13 protein-coding genes are annotated in these 14695 nt (G+C 72.5%); 5 read left to right on the forward strand and 8 right to left on the reverse strand.

The window, feature by feature from the left end; translation table 11 throughout:
* Window positions 1–29 precede the first annotated feature (29 nt).
* The 5 genes from sbnA to AB0E85_RS22520 are packed head-to-tail and all read right to left on the reverse strand — an operon-like array spanning window position 30 to window position 5686.
* A complete protein-coding gene (sbnA, locus tag AB0E85_RS22500; protein WP_361929924.1) occupies window positions 30–992 on the reverse strand; it encodes a 2,3-diaminopropionate biosynthesis protein SbnA in 963 nt (320 codons plus the stop codon).
* Between the two features lie 30 nt (window positions 993–1022).
* Window positions 1023–2243: an MFS transporter gene (locus tag AB0E85_RS22505; RefSeq protein WP_361929926.1), complete on the reverse strand. Its 1221-nt coding sequence runs from the start codon at window positions 2241–2243 to the stop codon at window positions 1023–1025.
* Window positions 2244–2292: 49 nt separating this feature from the next.
* Window positions 2293–3366 (reverse strand): Gfo/Idh/MocA family oxidoreductase, encoded by a 1074-nt coding sequence (locus AB0E85_RS22510; RefSeq protein WP_361929929.1) that lies wholly within the window; start codon window positions 3364–3366, stop codon window positions 2293–2295.
* 60 nt (window positions 3367–3426) lie between these two features.
* A complete protein-coding gene (locus AB0E85_RS22515) occupies window positions 3427–4311 on the reverse strand; it encodes an HAD-IIB family hydrolase (RefSeq protein WP_361929931.1) in 885 nt (294 codons plus the stop codon).
* 4 nt (window positions 4312–4315) lie between these two features.
* Window positions 4316–5686, reverse strand: coding sequence for a DegT/DnrJ/EryC1/StrS family aminotransferase (locus AB0E85_RS22520; RefSeq protein ID WP_361929935.1), 1371 nt, complete (start codon window positions 5684–5686; stop codon window positions 4316–4318).
* A 598-nt stretch (window positions 5687–6284) separates the two neighbouring features.
* On the opposite strand from AB0E85_RS22520, the gene AB0E85_RS22525 reads away from it, so the two are divergent.
* From AB0E85_RS22525 to AB0E85_RS22535, 3 genes are all read left to right on the forward strand, one after another.
* Window positions 6285–7049 (forward strand): helix-turn-helix transcriptional regulator, encoded by a 765-nt coding sequence (locus AB0E85_RS22525; RefSeq protein WP_361929987.1) that lies wholly within the window; start codon window positions 6285–6287, stop codon window positions 7047–7049.
* A complete protein-coding gene (locus AB0E85_RS22530) occupies window positions 7039–7677 on the forward strand; it encodes a LysE family translocator (protein WP_361929937.1) in 639 nt (212 codons plus the stop codon). Before AB0E85_RS22525 ends, AB0E85_RS22530 begins: the two co-directional genes overlap by 11 nt.
* Window positions 7678–7814: 137 nt before the next feature.
* A complete protein-coding gene (locus tag AB0E85_RS22535; RefSeq protein WP_078625166.1) occupies window positions 7815–8147 on the forward strand; it encodes a hypothetical protein in 333 nt (110 codons plus the stop codon).
* Window positions 8148–8269: 122 nt separating this feature from the next.
* On the opposite strand, the gene AB0E85_RS22540 is transcribed toward AB0E85_RS22535, so the two are convergent.
* Together AB0E85_RS22540 and AB0E85_RS22545 are read right to left on the reverse strand one after the other, a co-directional pair.
* Entirely contained in the window at window positions 8270–9658 is a 1389-nt protein-coding gene (locus AB0E85_RS22540) for an FAD-dependent oxidoreductase (protein WP_361929940.1), read from the reverse strand.
* Window positions 9659–9723: 65 nt separating this feature from the next.
* Entirely contained in the window at window positions 9724–10710 is a 987-nt protein-coding gene (locus AB0E85_RS22545) for a DUF4349 domain-containing protein (RefSeq protein ID WP_361929942.1), read from the reverse strand.
* A gap of 158 nt (window positions 10711–10868) precedes the next feature.
* Between AB0E85_RS22545 and hemG the strand changes: the two genes are divergently transcribed.
* Both hemG and hemQ read left to right on the forward strand, forming a co-directional pair.
* The gene (gene hemG, locus AB0E85_RS22550; RefSeq protein ID WP_361929944.1) at window positions 10869–12314 is read left to right on the forward strand and encodes a protoporphyrinogen oxidase; all 1446 of its coding nucleotides are present in this window, start codon (window positions 10869–10871) and stop codon (window positions 12312–12314) included.
* A 4-nt stretch (window positions 12315–12318) separates the two neighbouring features.
* Window positions 12319–13050: a hydrogen peroxide-dependent heme synthase gene (gene hemQ, locus AB0E85_RS22555; RefSeq protein WP_184851104.1), complete on the forward strand. Its 732-nt coding sequence runs from the start codon at window positions 12319–12321 to the stop codon at window positions 13048–13050.
* On the opposite strand, the gene AB0E85_RS22560 is transcribed toward hemQ, so the two are convergent.
* Window positions 13051–14655 (reverse strand): alpha/beta hydrolase, encoded by a 1605-nt coding sequence (locus AB0E85_RS22560; RefSeq protein ID WP_361929948.1) that lies wholly within the window; start codon window positions 14653–14655, stop codon window positions 13051–13053. It lies immediately after the preceding gene.
* Window positions 14656–14695 lie beyond the last annotated feature (40 nt).

The raw sequence follows: 14695 nt of genomic DNA on the forward strand, positions 1-14695 counted from the left end.
CCTGTTCTCCGAGTCGGTGTTCGCGGGGTTTATCCGGCTGTTTCCAGGGCGGTGGGGGAGTAGTGGTCGAGGACCCATTCGTCGCTGTAGACGGTCTGGAGGTAGCGGTCGCCGTTGTCCGGGGAGATCGCCACCACCCGGGCCCCGGAGGGAATGTCCGCGCGCAGACGCTGCACGCCCGCGAGCACCGCGCCGGTCGACCCGCCGAGGAGCAGACCGCGTTCGGCCGCGAGCCGGCGGCACATGCGGATCGCGTCCGCCTCCGGCACCAGGACGGTCTCGTCGGCCTGACCGGGACGGAAGATCTCGGGCCGGCGGCTGGTGCCGAGTCCGGGGATGCGCCGGGGGCCCGGGGGGAAGCCGAAGGTGATCGACCCTTCCGTGTCCACGGCGACGATCCGGGTGTGCGGCGAGTAGTGCCGGAAGTACCGGGCCACACCCATCAGCGTCCCGGTGGTGCCCGCCCCGACGAACAGGTGGTCGACCGTGGGGAACTGCTTGATGATCGAGGGTGCGGTCATGTCGTGGTGCGCCTGGGGATTGGCCTGGTTCGCGTACTGGTTCGGCCACACCAGCCACGGGTGCTCGCGCAGCCGTGCCGCGATGTAGTCGATGCGGGACTGTAGATAGCCACCGCACGCGTCGCGTTCGCCGACCAGGACCACCTCGGCTCCCAGGGCTCGCATCAACGCCTTGCTCTGCTGCGAGGTGTTCGGGTCCACCACGCAGGTGAAGGCGTATCCCCGGGACGCGCAGACCGAGCTGAGCGCGATGCCCAGGTTGCCCGACGAGGACTCGATGACATGGCCGCCGGGGACGAGGGCGCCGCTGTTCTCGGCGGCCTCCACGAGTCCCACGGCCGCTTTCAGTTTGATCGACCCGGCCGGGTTCAACCCCTCCAGCTTCAGGGCGAGTTCCACTCCGGGGATGAACCCGGCGAGACCGAGGAAGACATCGTCGAGTATGACGTCGTCGGCGTTCTCGTACAGCATGACAGCCTCTCACGTGAGCGCGTTCGCGGTTCAGGACGGCGGACGGTCCCCGGTGGCCCGGATCAGCCACCAGGTGGCCGCGAGACAACCGGCCGCGGGCAGGGCCAGCAGCACCGGTACGGCGTCGACACCGGCCAGTTCGATGCCCTTGCCGAGCACCGGCCCGGCTGCCACCCCGCCGATCATCGAGGCGGCGATCACATAGGCTCCGGCCCGGCGCGCCCGCGGTACCGCCCGGGACAGCCACGGCAGCCCCGTGGGGAAGATCGGCGCGTGGAAGAGGCCGACACCGGCGTACGCGTACGGCGCGGCAGCCGGGATCAGGGCGAGCAGGAGGCAGGCCACCATGCCGACGGAGCTGACGACCATGATCGTCTGCACGGACCAGCGCAGCGTCAGCGGTGCGACCAGCAGCCGGCCCACGGTCACCATCAGCCAGAAGGCCGAGGTCGCCGTGGCCGCGGTCGCCGCGTCGTGCCCGACGGACTCCAGATGCGTCGGCTCCCATCCGCCGACCCCGGTCTCCACCGCCACCATCAGGACGTACAGCACGATGAAGACCGTGACGACCAGGGCCACCGAGCCCCGCAGTCCGGGAGAGCCCTCCTTGCCCTCCTCGTCTTGCCCGTCGGACGGCGCCGGGGCGGGGGTCTCCCCTCCCTCGCGGACGCCGCGCTGCGCCAGCACCAGTACGGCGGACAGCGCGGCGAACCCGGCGAAGACGGCCGGGTACTCGCCCGGGCCCAGCAGCCCGAGGAGCGCGGGGCCGCCCACGGCACCGAGGCCGTAGGCCGCGCCGATGATGTTGAGCATGGCCGGGCTGCGGCGGCCGAAGCCCACCGAGAACAGCTGGTTGAGGCCGTAGTCGATGCCGCCGAAGCCCACCCCGGTCACCAGCGCGCAGACCAGCGCCCACGGCCAGGTGGGGGCCAGCGCGAAACCGGCCCCGCCGAGAGCCATCAGCGCGTAGGAGGCGGACAGCAGGGTTCTGTTGCCCAGCCGGCCGTGCACCCGGTTGAGCAGCAGCACACCGGCCACGCCGCCGACGAAGTGAGCGCTCAGGCTCAGCCCGGCGCCGGCCGGCGACAGGCCGAACTCCGCGCGGAACGCGGGGATCGCCGGGCCGTACAGCGCCTGAAGGGCCCCGATCAGGGCGAAGCCCACACACGACGCGACGACGGCGAACGGGCTGAACAGGGGCCGCGTCACGGTGGAGCCGGGTGGCGCGGCCCGCGTCGAGGTCCCGGTCACCGGACGTTCCTCTTCCGTGCGGCGCCCCCGCCGGGTACGTCGTGCGGGGTCACGAGGACACCGGGGCGGCGAGCGCGTGGCTCTGGTCGCCCGCCAGCAGGCGCTCCAGCACCCGCTGGCTGCGCAGTCCGTCGCCGAAGCGGGCCAGGGCACTGTCGGAGCTGCGTGCGCCGCCGGTGTCCCGCGCGGCGACCGCGTCGCGCCATTCCCGCAGCTGGTGCCGGAAGGTGTCGCTCCAGCCGGGCACCTCACCGGGCGGCGAGGCGAGCGTCTCCTCGCGGGTGAACGTGCCCTGCTCCCAGGTGACACGGGACTTCAGGAAGTACGTCGTGTCGTCCTTGGAGTGGTAGTACAGCTCCTTGCGGTCGCCGATGATCTTCAGCGAGAAGCCGAGTTCCTCCGGCAGCGAGGACTTGGAGGTGACCAGGTTGAAGAAGGTGCCGTTCTCCAGCCGGCCGCTGACGAAGGCGTAGTCGTCGACCTGGACGTCCTGGCCCTCCTTCTGCGGCACGTTGACCTGGAGCTTGGTGCGGCAGCTCGTGCTGTCGACCGGGCTGTCGAAGAGGCGGTCGAGCATGTCGACCAGATGCACGCCCAGGTCGCCGAGGGAACCGCTGGTGGAACGGCCCAGAGCGCTGTCCCGCCAGGTGAAACGGGAACGGGTCAGCGCGCTGCCGCGGCGGAAGCCGGCCTCCGCGAAGAGGATGGAACCCAGCTCCCCGCTCCGTACCAGGTTCCTGATCTCGCCGATGGCCTCCAGATAGCGGTAGTTGAAACCCATGGCGCACACCAGGCCGCTCTCCTCGGCCAGTGCCGTGATGCGCTCGGCCTCCGCCACCGTCGTCGTCATCGGCTTCTCGCAGAGCACGTGCCTGCCGTGCCGGACGGCCTCCACGGCGTAGTCGGCGTGCGTGTGGTTGGGCGAGGCGATGACGACGGCGTCGACATGCCGGTACAGCTCGGTCGTCGAGGAGAAGACGGGGCAGCCGAAGCGCTCGGCCAGTTCCGCCGCCTTGTCGGGCAGCACGTCGTACACCCCTGCCGGTACGACGCCGGGGACGGTCTCGGCGGCGCGCAGGTGGGCGAGAGCGATGCCGCCGGCGCCGATGATTCCTATCTGCATGGTCTGCCTCTTCTTCAGGGACGGCCCGCCGGCCCGGACCTGCCGGGCCGGGGGAGCGGGTCAGCGGCCGAGGTGGTGACGGAAGGCGGTGAGGAGAGCCCGCGTGTGCGGGTGGGGCGACACCTGCGGGAAGCGGCTCCTGGCTTCGGGCGTGCAGTTGGCGACGAGGTAGCCGTGGCGCACGGCGCCCAGCATCTCCAGGTCGTTGCCGCTGTCGCCGAAGGCGAGGGTCCGCTCCGGCGCGACGCCGAAACGGGCACACAGGTGCCGGACGACGTTGCGCTTCCCGCACACCTGAGGCAGGAAGTCGACGTCGTAGCAGTCGGCGGGATCCCCGGTGGCGGGGTTGCAGCGGCTCACGTTGATCCCGAGGCCGTACTCGTCGGCGAGGTCCCGCACGAGGGCGAGGCTCTGCTCGTCGCGCTGCGGGTCGCCGAGGGAGCGGAAGTAGTGGCTGACCAGGAACTCGGTCGGGTTCCCGGTGTGCGGGGCGTTCTGCGGGAACAGCCCGACTCCGAGCCGGGCGAGGCGGTCCACGGCCTCGGCGACCCGGGCCCGGTCGAATCCGCTGTCCAGCAGCAGTTGCCGCCACTCGGGGTCCGGGCGGGCGATGCCGTCGGGGAAGAACGTCAGCTCGGTGCCCAGCGCGCCGGCCACGAAGTGCGGCAGGACGCGGGCGCCGCAGCGCGCCATCTTCTCCCGCACGGAGGCCAGCGAGCTGCCCGTGACCCAGCCGAACAGCAGGCCGTGCTCCACGGCCTCCGTCAGCAGGAACTCCTCCAGCGCGGCCAGGTGGGCCCGTTGCCCGGGGGTCGCGGCATGGGCCAGGTAGGTCTCGTCGAAGTCGGAGAACGCGGCCCAGCCGGCCGGCTCCGGAAGACGCAGGTGGGGCGGCGGATCCGGGGCCGGGACGCCGGCGGCATCGGAGGACAGGGTGTCGGTCATGCCGTCACCGGGCCCGGCGCATCGCGGCGTACAGCGCTTCGACCACGCGGTCCTGCTCGCCGAGGGACAGGCCCGCGTGCAGCGGCAGGTGCAGTACGCGGTGGTGCAGCCACTCGGTCCGGGGCAGGTGTGCCTGTCCGAAGAGCCGCTCGCGCACGGGTGTCCCCTGCTCGTGCGTCAGGACCGGGTAGTAGACGTCCGCCTCCACCCGGCTCGTCCGCGCCAGGTCCTCCAGCACGGCGTCGCGGACCGCCCCGCCGCCGGTCGGCAGCACGGGGAACAGGTGCCAGGAGTGGTCGGGGGCGAAGGCGGGCGCTTCAAGCACGCCCTCCTCGACGAGGGGGCGCAGCGCGTCGACGTAGCGCCGGGCGAGGCAAGTGCGCCGCAGCCCGCGCAGGCTGGTCCAGGGCAGCAGGGCCAGGCCGATCGCGGCCATGGTGTTGTCGATGCGGGCGTTGAGCCCGAACGCCTCGCACTTGACGTTCTTCCGGCCCGGCTCGAAGCCGTGGTAGCCGATCACCCGGCAGCGCTCGGCGATCTCGGCCGAGCCGGTGACGACGGCACCGGCCTTCCCGCACAGCCCGACGTTCTTGTACGGGTTGAAGCTGAGGGCGGCCGCGTCGGAGTACTGCCCCACACCGGTCACGCCGAGCGCCTGGCAGGCGTCCTCGACGATCCGCAGCCCGTGCCGGTCGGCGACGGCCCGCAGCCCTGCCATGTCGGCGAGCTTGCCGTACAGATGGACGGGGAGCACCGCCACGGTGCGCGGGGTGATCCGCTCCGCCACCGACTCGGGGTCCAGGTTGCCGTCCGGCGTGGTCACATCGGCGAGCACGGGCACGGCGCCACAGGCGAAGACCGCGTTCTCGGTGGCGGCGAAGCTGTTGGCCGGCATGATCACCTCGTCGCCCGGCCCGACTCCCACGGCACGCAGGGCGATGATGAGCGCGTCGGTCCCGCTGCCGGTCGCGACGGCGCAGGACAGGGCCAGGTAGTCGGCCACGGCGTCCTCGAAGGCGGTGACCGCGGGGCCGCTCGTGAACTCGCAGGTCTCCAGCACCCGAGCGAAGGCGTCGGCGGCGGCGCTCTTCTCCTCCGGCGACAGGAGCCGCTCCTTCGGCAGGAAGGGGACACCCGCCGCGGGCGGCGGCTCGGGGAAGAGGGGTGCGACGAGCGCGTCGGGGTGCACGGGAGCGGGGGAGGAGTCCCAGGACGAGAGGACCTTCGCCAGCTCCCGGTTGGCGAGGGTCTCCCGCACGGGGCGGGCGGTCCTCACGCCCCGGGCGAGGTCCTGGGCCACCCGGTGCAGACTGCTGCTGTCCCCGGGAAGGGGAGAGCCGGTGATCGTGCCGGGCTCGGCGGCGAAGACGGTCATACGCACTCCTGGGGTGTGAGGTGTTCGAAGCGCTGGACAGCGGAAAAACCTGCGGGATCGCCTGGCCGTAGGCCGGAGAAATGCGGCGGACAAGGGGCCGCAGAATGCCCTGATGGCGGGCTGGATTGACGAATCGAAGCGAATTGAGTGGTGCACTGAATGCGGTCGGAAATCCGCCCCTCATGCTGGTGAGGATCGTATGCAACCGTTCCGCAATGGATGGGTGAGCGGCACACGGCGGTGATGCTGCCAGCGGTCGGCGACGCCCGTCAACCGGCAGCCTTTTGCCGTTCCTTTGCAGAGGTGGAATTCCGGGAAGGGGTCCTCGGAACAGGGCGGACGACCGGTCGGCAACCGGCAATTTTCTGCCGGTTCTCCGGTTGTGGCGCGACCAGCAGGGCGTATGCCCCCAGGGGCCTCCGTGGGCCGCCGTAGGCCGGTGTGACGGCCTTCACTTCTCGCCGACCTGCTTTCGCGAGTCACTTCCGCCCTTGTTACGGTGTGTTCTCCCGGCAATACGCAGAGGGAGTGTTTCCGAGCAGTGTCACGTCACGTCCAGTCTGTTTCTTCCGTGTCGGACGGAAAATGCGGCACCGGTGTGCTGCCCGATCTGCTACGCGTTTGGCGGGCGGAAGCGGGCAGCAAAATGAACAGAGGGAGACCGTTACCCCAAAAGGAAGTGGCCGACCGGATGTGTGTGAGCGAACGCTGGTATCGGAATCTCGAGACCGGCCTGCGTGTACCGCTCTCCACCGAGGTGCTCGAACGCCTTTCCCGGGCTTTGCTGCTCGGTCCCGACGAACGCATGGCGCTGTACGGGTATGCGCTCGGCGATGCGGGCGGACAGTCGGACGAGGGCGAGAGCCCGTCGGACGTCGTGGACGAGTTGGCGGAACTCGCCTCGGCGCAGACCGACTTCCCCAGCTACCTCACCGACCGCGCGTGGAACGTCCTCGACCACAACGCGGCCATGGCCCACTGGTTCCCCTGGGTCCGTGAACCGGCCGCCAACCTCATGCGCTGGGCGCTGACCACCGCCACCGCCCGCGAGCAGATCGTGGACTGGTCACGGCACGCCGGGCAGTACCTCGCCCTGCTGCGTTTCGCACTGGTGACCCGCCCCGACGACGAGGACCTCGCCGCGCTGCGCGACACCGTTCTGGACGACCCCGTGTGCCGCGGACTGTGGGACCGGAGTCCGAAGGTCCTCGCGTACCGGCACGGGCATCGCTACGAACTGCGCCTGCCCCACGTCTCCTCCGAGACGATCACCGTCACCTCGCAGGTCCTCCTGCCGGCCTACCGGCAGGAGCTCCGGTACGTCCTGCTGCTGCCCACGGAAGGTTCCCCGCATGGCCCCTGACTCCGCACTGTGGTCCTTCGTCCTGGTCGTCGGGCTGCTCACCCTCACCCCGGGCATCGACACCGCGCTCATCCTGCGGACCGCCGCGCTCGGCCGCCACCGCAGGGCCTGGGGTGTGGTGCTGGGGGTCCAGACCGGCGTCCTGATGTGGGGAGTCCTCACGTCCCTCGGGCTCGCGGCAGTGCTCACCGCCTCCCCTGCGGCCTACGAGATCCTGCGCTGGGCGGGCGTCGTGTACCTGCTGTGGCTCGGCGGGCGCATGCTGGTGGACACGCTGCGCCCGCGGGGTGCGACGCCGGGGGACGCCCCCGGCGGGGTGACCGTCCGCAACAGCCTGGGAGAGGGATGGCGGCAGGGCGCGTTCACCAACCTGCTCAACCCCAAGGTGGGCGTCTTCTACGTCGCCGTGCTTCCGCAGTTCATCCCCGCGAGCGCACCGCACTTCACCACCGGTGTACTGCTCACCTGTGTGCACATGGCCCTGGGTGTGGTCTGGTCGGCGGCCCTCATCGGCTGCGCCCGCGCCCTGCGCGTCCGGCTCCAGAGCCCCGCGGCACGCCGCGTGCTGGACCGGATCACGGGGACGGTCATCGTCGGGCTGGGACTGCGGCTGGCCATGACCGGCTGAGGGGTGCCGACCGCACCGGACGAGTCGCCGGTGAAAAGGGCGCGGGGCTGAACGCAGCCGCCGGGGTGTGCGTATGTCTCGGCAACCGCCCGCGGCGCGGGGAAGGCGGGTCGCGGGGCCGACGTGAGGAACAGGCGATGAACGACCGAGTTACTCCCGCGATGCACGCACTGCCCGACGGCGAGGCGGAGCTGACGCTGGTGGTGCGGCTGCCCTGGGAGGACGTGGCACGCCTCGGCCAGGAGGCGGGGCGGCTGGCCACCCAGATGCGGCGGCCCGTGACGCTGGAGGAGGCGGTGAGTCACCGGCTGCGGTCGACCCGGGTGGCCTCGCACGCGAAGCCGGCGGGGGAGCAGCCGCCGGCGGTGACGGCTGCGCCGGCTTCCGTGTCCTCGTTGCCGTCACGGCCGCCGGCGGAGCAGGCGCGGCAGGCGATCGACCGGATCACCGGTACGGCCGGGACGGCGTAGGGCCTCGCCTGGGGGTGCGGGGTTCGTTGCCGGGCGCGGGTTCGCTGCGGCCTGTCGCGCCCACGCGGCGGAGCCGCACATTGATACAGCCCCGCGCCCCTGAGGTCACGGACCCGCCCGTCTCACAGGGAACTGCGCACTTTCGCCGCCGCCTTGCGGGCCGCCACCAGGACCGGGTCCCAGACCGGGGAGAAGGGCGGGGCGTAGCCGAGGTCCAGGGCCGTCATCTGTTCCGCCGTCATGCCCGCGGTGAGGGCGACCGCCGCGATGTCGACCCTCTTGCCCGCGCCCTCCCGGCCGACGATCTGGACGCCGAGCAGGCGGCCCGTGCGGTGCTCGGCGAGCATCTTGACCGTCATGGGGGAGGCGTTCGGGTAGTAGCCCGCGCGGCTGGTCGACTCGATGGTGACCGACTCGAAACGCAGGCCCACCCGGTGGGCGTCCTTCTCGCGCAGACCCGTGCGGGCGATCTCCAGGTCGCAGACCTTGCTGACCGCCGTGCCGACCACGCCCGGGAAGGTGGCGTAGCCGCCGCCGATGTTGGTGCCGATGACCTGGCCGTGCTTGTTGGCGTGGGTGCCCAGCGGGATGTGCCGGCCCTGGCCGGAGACCAGGTCGAGGACTTCGACGCAGTCGCCGCCCGCCCAGATGTTCTCGTGGCCGCGCACCCGCATCGAGCGGTCCGTGAGGAGACCGTCGTGCGGGCCCAGGGGGAGCCCGGCGGCCTTCGCCAGGGCCGTCTCGGGGCGGACACCGATGCCGAGCACGACGACGTCCGCCGGGAACTCGCGGTCCTCGGTGACCACCGCCCGCACCCGTCCGTCACCCCCGGTGAGGATCTTCGTGACCTCGGCGTCGTTGACCATCCTGATGCCCAGGCCCTCCATGGCCTCGTGCACCAGGCGGCCCATGTCGGGGTCGAGAGTGGACATGGGTTCGCTGCCGCGGTTGACGACCGTCACCTCGTAGCCGCGGTTGATGAGGGCCTCGGCCATCTCCACACCGATGTAACCGGCCCCGACGACCACGGCGCGGCGGCCCCGCGTGCCCTCCAGCGTGTCGAGGAGGGCCTGGCCGTCGTCCAGCGTCTGCACGCCGTGCACCCCGGCCGCCCCGGCCCCGGGCATGTCGGGCCGGATCGGCCGGGCGCCGGTCGCGATCACGAGGTCGTCGTACGACGTCCAGGACTCCTCGCCCGAGTCGACGTCACGGGCGCGTACCCGCTGCCCGTCGAGGTCCAGTTCCGTCACCTCGGTGCGCAGCCGCAGATCGATGTCCCGGGCGCGGTGCTCCTCGGGCGTGCGGGCGATGAGCCGGTCCCGGTCGGTGACGTCGCCGCCGACCCAGTAGGGGATGCCGCACGCCGAGTACGACGTGAAGTGGCCGCGTTCGAACGCCACGATCTCCAGCTCGTCGGGGCCCTTCAGACGGCGGGCCTGCGACGCCGCCGACATGCCCGCGGCGTCGCCGCCGATGACGACCACTCGCTCCCGTGCACGGCTCATGTTCATGCGAACACGCTACGGGAGCCCGGCATTTCAGTCCTGTCCGCCTCAGTCCCGCGCGCCGGTGCGCCTCAGTCCTGCTCGTCCGGGGTCCGGGGCCGCGTGGCCTCCGGAGCCGGGCGGGCCATGGGCAGCGGGCCCAGGGCGGTCGTCGCGGGCGCGGGACGCCGCGGCAGGCGGGGGCGTACGACCCGCACCCAGAGCAGGACGATCAACGCGGCCACCGCCGCGAACGGCAGCACGGCGCCGAAGGCCACCGCGAGCCAGCGCAGCATCGTCACGAACGCGTTCCAGCCCCCCGCGAGCGCGTCGACGAAGCCCGGGTCGTCGTCCTTGGCCTCCTCCTTCACCGGGGTCTCGGACAGCGACAGGGTGATGGTGGCCAGGCTGGTGCGGTCCTCCAGGGACTTCTGCCGGGCGAGCAGCGCCTCCAGGTCGGCCTGGCGGGTGCTCAGCTCGCCCTCCAGGGTCACCACGTCACTGAGCTTGCCGGCCTGGTCCATCAGCTCGCGGATCCGGGCCACGCTGGCGCGCTGCGTCTTGATCCGGCTCTCCACGTCCACGACCTGGTCGGTGACGTCCTCGGCCTTCGCGCTGCGGTCGAGCAGCTTGCCGGTGCCCTCCAGTTCGGCGAGGACCTCTTCGTACTTCTCGACGGGCACCCGCAGCACGACCCGGGTGCGCTCATGGCCCTCGGCGTCCCGGGTGGTGGTCTCGTTGCCGACGTAGCCGCCCGCGTTCTCGATGCCGGTGCGGGCCTGCTCCAGGGCTTTCGGGACGTCCTCGACCTGAACGGTCAGGGAAGCCGTGCGGATGATGTGGCTCGCGGTGACCTTCGGCGGCGCCGTGGCCCTGGCGCCGCTCCCGGCTCCCTCGGGGGCGGCCTCCCTCGCCCCGGCCTTGCCGTCCGCCTGGGGCGCGGCCACCCCGCGGTCCGCGGCGGAACCGCTGCCGCCGCTGTCATCCCCGGCGCTGCACCCGGTGACCGCGAGGGCGGCGGCCAGCAGGAGCGCCGCGAGGGCCGGTGCGGGGCGTCGTACGGATCGTCGTGTGCGCATACGGGCATCCCCCGGAGGTCGATTGTGCTGACGCTTCTTCGACGCCCGGACGGGGCCGGACGTTTGGCCCGGGACGGTTCCGATGCGGTCACGGTCGGGACTCGTGAAGGACACCGGGGCGCGGCGGCGCTGTCGGTGGGGTCTGAGAGGCTGGGGCCATGCGCGAAGTTCAAGGGCAGGTCGTCGTCATCGGGGCGGGCATCGCGGGGCTGGCCGCCGCGCACCGGCTGCTGGAGGGCGGGGCGCGGGTGACCGTGCTGGAGGCCTCCGGCCGGGTCGGCGGGAAGCTGCTGCCCGGGGAGGTCGCGGGCGCGCGCGTCGACCTCGGCGCCGAGTCGATGCTGGCCCGCCGCCCCGAGGCGGTGGCGCTCGCGCGTGAGGTGGGCCTCGCCGACCGCCTCCAGCCCCCGGCCACGGCGACCGCCTCGCTCTGGACCCGCGGCGCCCTGCGCCCCTTCCCCAAGGGGCATGTGATGGGCGTGCCCGGCACCGCGTCCGCCCTGGCCGGCGTGGTCTCCGAGGAGGGCCTCGCCCGCATCGAGCGGGACGCCCAGCTGCCCCGCACCGAGGTCGGCGACGACGTGGCGGTGGGGGAGTACGTGGCGGAGCGCCTCGGCCGCGAGGTCGTCGACCGCCTGCTGGAGCCCATGCTGGGCGGGGTGTACGCGGGTGACGCGTACCGCATCTCCATGCGCTCGGCCGTCCCGCAGCTCTTCCAGGTGGCCCGGACCCACACCTCCCTGACGGAAGGGGTCCGCGAGCTCCAGGCCAAGGCCGCCGCGGCCCGGCAGACCGGCCCGGTCTTCATGGGCATCCGGGGCGGCATCGGCACCCTGCCCCTCGCGGTGGCCGACTCGGTCCGGGCGCGCGGGGGCGAGATCCTGACCGGGACGCCGGTGACGGAGCTGCGCCGTACCCCCGAGGGCGGCTGGCGGGTCCGCTCCGGGGAGCGGGAGTGGCTCGCGGACGCCGTGGTCCTCGCCGCCCCGGCCCCCGCCGCCGCCCGGCTGCTGCGCACCGAGAACCCGGCGGCCGCCGCCGAGCTCGACGGCGTCGAGTACGCCTCCATGGCCCTGATCACCCTCGCCTACCGCCGCTCCGGGACGGCCCTGCCCGACGGCAGCGGCTTCCTCGTGCCGCCGGTCGAGGGGCGCACCATCAAGGCGTCCACCTTCGCCTCGCAGAAGTGGGGCTGGATCGCCGACGAGAACCCGGACCTCGTCGTCCTGCGCACCTCCGTCGGACGGTACGGCGAGACGGAGATCCTCCAGCGCGACGACACCGAGCTGGTCGACGTCTCCCGGCAGGACCTGAAAGCGGCGACCGGCCTCGACGCCACACCCGTCGCGACCCTCGTCACCCGCTGGGACGACGGCCTGCCCCAGTACCCCGTCGGCCACCACGCGCGCGTGGCCCGCGTCCGTGAGCACATCGCCCGGCTCCCCGGCCTCGCGGTCTGCGGCGCCCCCTACGACGGCGTCGGCGTCCCGGCCTGCATCGCGAGCGCGTACGCGGCCGTGGACCAGATCCGGGGCGACCTGCGCGGTGTGCAGGAGCTCACCGCCCACCCGGTGCAGAGTCTGCACGGCGGAGCAGGAGAATAAGGCCATGAGCAACGACGCCCCTACCCCCGAGTCCGGCAGGATCCCGAACAAGGGCAAGCTGGCCAAGGACCTCAACGAGGTCATCCGCTACACGCTCTGGTCCGTCTTCAAGCTGAAGGACGTCCTCCCCGAGGACCGCGCCGGGTACGCCGGCGAGGTCCAGGAGCTGTTCGACCAGCTCGCCGCCAAGGACGTGACGATCCGCGGCACGTACGACGTCTCGGGCCTGCGCGCCGACGCCGACCTCATGATCTGGTGGCACGCGGAGACCAGCGACGCGCTTCAGGAGGCGTACAACCTCTTCCGCCGGACGAAGCTGGGCCGCGCCCTGGAGCCCGTCTGGTCGAACATGGCGCTGCACCGCCCCGCCGAGTTCAACCGCGCGCACATCCCGGCGTTCCTCGCCGACGAGACGCCCCGCGACTACGTGAGCGTCTACCCCTTCGTGCGCTCCTACGACTGGTACCTGCTGCCCGACGAGGACCGCCGCCGCATGCTCGCCGACCACGGCAAGATGGCCCGCGGCTACCCGGACGTGCGCGCCAACACCGTCGCCTCGTTCTCCCTGGGCGACTACGAGTGGATCCTCGCCTTCGAGGCCGACGAGCTGTACCGCATCGTCGACCTCATGCGTCACCTGCGCGCCTCGGAGGCCCGTATGCACGTCCGTGAGGAGGTGCCGTTCTACACGGGCCGCCGCAAGGACATCGCGGAGCTGGTGGCCGGTCTGGCCTGATCAGCGGGTGCGTTCGACGGCCCCGGCGCGGTCCGGGGCCGTCGGCTTCGGCTCGGCGTGCGGGGCGCACTGCGCGTGCCGTCCCGGCAGCCGGCCCTCCAGCAGATACGCCTCCATGTGGCCGTTGACGCAGGCGTTCGGTCCGCCCGCAAGACCGTGGGACCCGGCGTCCCGCTCCGTCACCAGCACCGAGCCGGCCAGGCGGTCGCGCAGTTCGAGGGCACCGTCGTACGGCGTGGCGGCGTCCCGCTCGGCGGCCAGGATCAGGGTCGGCGGCAGCTCGCCCGGCCCGGCACCGACGTCGAGCGGCCGCTGCCGGGGCGCCCTCCAGAAGGCGCACGGCAGGTTCGTCCACACGTTGTCCCAGGTCTCGAAGGGCGCCACCCGCGCGAGCCGGGTGTTGTCCCGGTCCCACACCCGCCAGTCCGTGGGCCAGGGGGCGTCGTTGCACTCGACGGCCAGGTACACCGCGCGTGAGTTCTCCGCCTCGGCCGCCGCCTCCGGGTGCTGCTCCGCCTGCTCGACCAGGGGCTTCGGGTCGCCCTTGAGATACGCCGACAGCGCGTGCGCGCGGTGCGGCCACTGGTCGTCGTAGTACCCGGCCTGGAGGAACGCCCCCTGCAACTGCCCCGGCCCGACCTTCCCGCCCGCCGGCTCGGCGGCCAGCCTCGCGCTCGCCCGCTCGTAGCTGCGCAGCACCTCCCGGGCGGTCCTGCCCAGCCCGTAGACGTCGTCGTGCCGGGCGATCCAGGCCCGGAAGTCCGCCCAGCGGCCCTCGAACGCCGCCGACTGCGCGAGGTTGTTGCGGTACCAGATCCGCTCGGAGCCGGGGTGGACCACCGAGTCGAACACCATCCGCCGTACGTGCGCGGGGAACAGCGTCGCGTACAGGGCTCCGAAGTAGGTGCCGTACGACGAGCCCATGAAGGTCAGCCGCTCCTCGCCGAGCGCGGCGCGCAGCACGTCGAGGTCACGGGCGTTGTTCAGCGAGTGGTAGTGCCGCAGCGCGTCGCCGGTCCGCTCGGCGCAGCCGCGCGCGTACGCCCGCGCCTGCGCGACGCGTTCCCGCTTGTACGACTCCGAGGGGCGCGACGGCGCCGGTGCGGGCCCGTCGAAGAACTGCTGGGGGTCCTTGCACGACAGCGGCGCCGAACGGCCCACTCCGCGCGGGGCGTAGCCGACGAGGTCGTAGGCGGCCGCGATCCGCTTCCACTCGGGGAGCAGGCCGATGAGCGGGAAGTACAGGCCGGTGGCGCCGGGACCGCCCGGGTTGTGCACGAGGGCGCCCTGCCGGGGGACCTGGTGCTTGCTGTTGTGGGGGTCCTTCCGCGTGGCCCGGGCCCTGCTGACGGACAGTTCGATCTGCCGGCCGTCGGGGCGGGCGTAGTCCAGCGGGACGCTCACCGTGCCGCACTGCATGCTGCCGGGCAGGTCCTGCGCGTCGGGGCACGGGCCGAAGGCGACACCGGCCGCCTTCGCGCGCGCGGCGGCCACGGCGGTGCCGCGTCGCTCGGCCGCGCCCGTGCGGTCCCCGGTGTCCGGGGCCGCGGTGAGGGTGCTCAGCAGCAAGGTCCCGGCGGCCGAGTAGAGGAGGGCGGCTCTCATCGCGTATCCCTTCGGTGCACGGTGGCGACGAGAGGGATGT

Origin of the sequence: Streptomyces sp. NPDC029044 (assembly GCF_040637495.1) — a bacterium.
Classification (GTDB): Bacteria; Actinomycetota; Actinomycetes; order Streptomycetales; family Streptomycetaceae; genus Streptomyces.

Bases quoted from the DNA above. Each gene is read 5' to 3' on its own strand.
- hemQ (WP_184851104.1), top strand. From the start codon at position 12,319: ATGAGCAACGACGCCCCTACCCCCGAGTCCGGCAGGATCCCGAACAAG.
- AB0E85_RS22540 (WP_361929940.1), bottom strand. From the start codon at position 9,658: ATGAACATGAGCCGTGCACGGGAGCGAGTGGTCGTCATCGGCGGCGAC.
- AB0E85_RS22535 (WP_078625166.1), top strand. From the start codon at position 7,815: ATGAACGACCGAGTTACTCCCGCGATGCACGCACTGCCCGACGGCGAG.
- sbnA (WP_361929924.1), bottom strand. From the start codon at position 992: ATGCTGTACGAGAACGCCGACGACGTCATACTCGACGATGTCTTCCTC.
- AB0E85_RS22530 (WP_361929937.1), top strand. From the start codon at position 7,039: ATGGCCCCTGACTCCGCACTGTGGTCCTTCGTCCTGGTCGTCGGGCTG.
- AB0E85_RS22510 (WP_361929929.1), bottom strand. From the start codon at position 3,366: ATGCAGATAGGAATCATCGGCGCCGGCGGCATCGCTCTCGCCCACCTG.
- AB0E85_RS22560 (WP_361929948.1), bottom strand. From the start codon at position 14,655: ATGAGAGCCGCCCTCCTCTACTCGGCCGCCGGGACCTTGCTGCTGAGC.
- hemG (WP_361929944.1), top strand. From the start codon at position 10,869: ATGCGCGAAGTTCAAGGGCAGGTCGTCGTCATCGGGGCGGGCATCGCG.
- AB0E85_RS22545 (WP_361929942.1), bottom strand. From the start codon at position 10,710: ATGCGCACACGACGATCCGTACGACGCCCCGCACCGGCCCTCGCGGCG.
- AB0E85_RS22515 (WP_361929931.1), bottom strand. From the start codon at position 4,311: ATGACCGACACCCTGTCCTCCGATGCCGCCGGCGTCCCGGCCCCGGAT.
- AB0E85_RS22520 (WP_361929935.1), bottom strand. From the start codon at position 5,686: ATGACCGTCTTCGCCGCCGAGCCCGGCACGATCACCGGCTCTCCCCTT.